Origin of the sequence: Dietzia natronolimnaea (assembly GCF_002289575.1) — a bacterium.
In the GTDB taxonomy this organism is placed as follows: Bacteria; Actinomycetota; Actinomycetes; order Mycobacteriales; family Mycobacteriaceae; genus Dietzia; species Dietzia natronolimnaea_A.
On record NZ_NTGA01000130.1, the window covers coordinates 1 to 362 of the forward strand.

Consider the following 362-nt stretch of genomic DNA (forward strand, 5'->3'; position numbering starts at 1 on the left):
GTGCCGTAGTGATGGACCACGAGACCCACCGTCACCCCGGCCGCGGTCGCCACGGTTCGCAACGAAGTGCCGTCCTCGCCGTTGGCGGCGTAGAGATCCAGTGCGGCGTTGCGGATGCGCGCCTTGGCAGTGAGATCCTGGCCCGCGGCGCCTGGTGCGGAACGATTCACGCGGTTCCCCTTCAGTTGCGGTCGAGCCTACGGACCCCAAACTAGACTATACGTCGGTACCGCATACTGTATGTTCGTACAGTACATGGTGTCCCGGCTCAGTCGGCCTTGTCGACCTGACTATCGTGCCGTCGGCAGCCAGTTGCTCAGGCCACCCGCATCGGGCCTCAGGGCCCCTTGGACGTCCCGGTC

General features: G+C 65.2%; 1 protein-coding gene. It reads right to left on the minus strand.

Features of this window, described 5'->3' with window-relative positions; translation table 11 throughout:
- Positions 1-170 (minus strand): TetR/AcrR family transcriptional regulator (locus CEY15_RS17985; protein ID WP_141244354.1); only part of this gene is annotated, 170 nt, incomplete at its 3' end.
- Positions 171-362 lie beyond the last annotated feature (192 nt).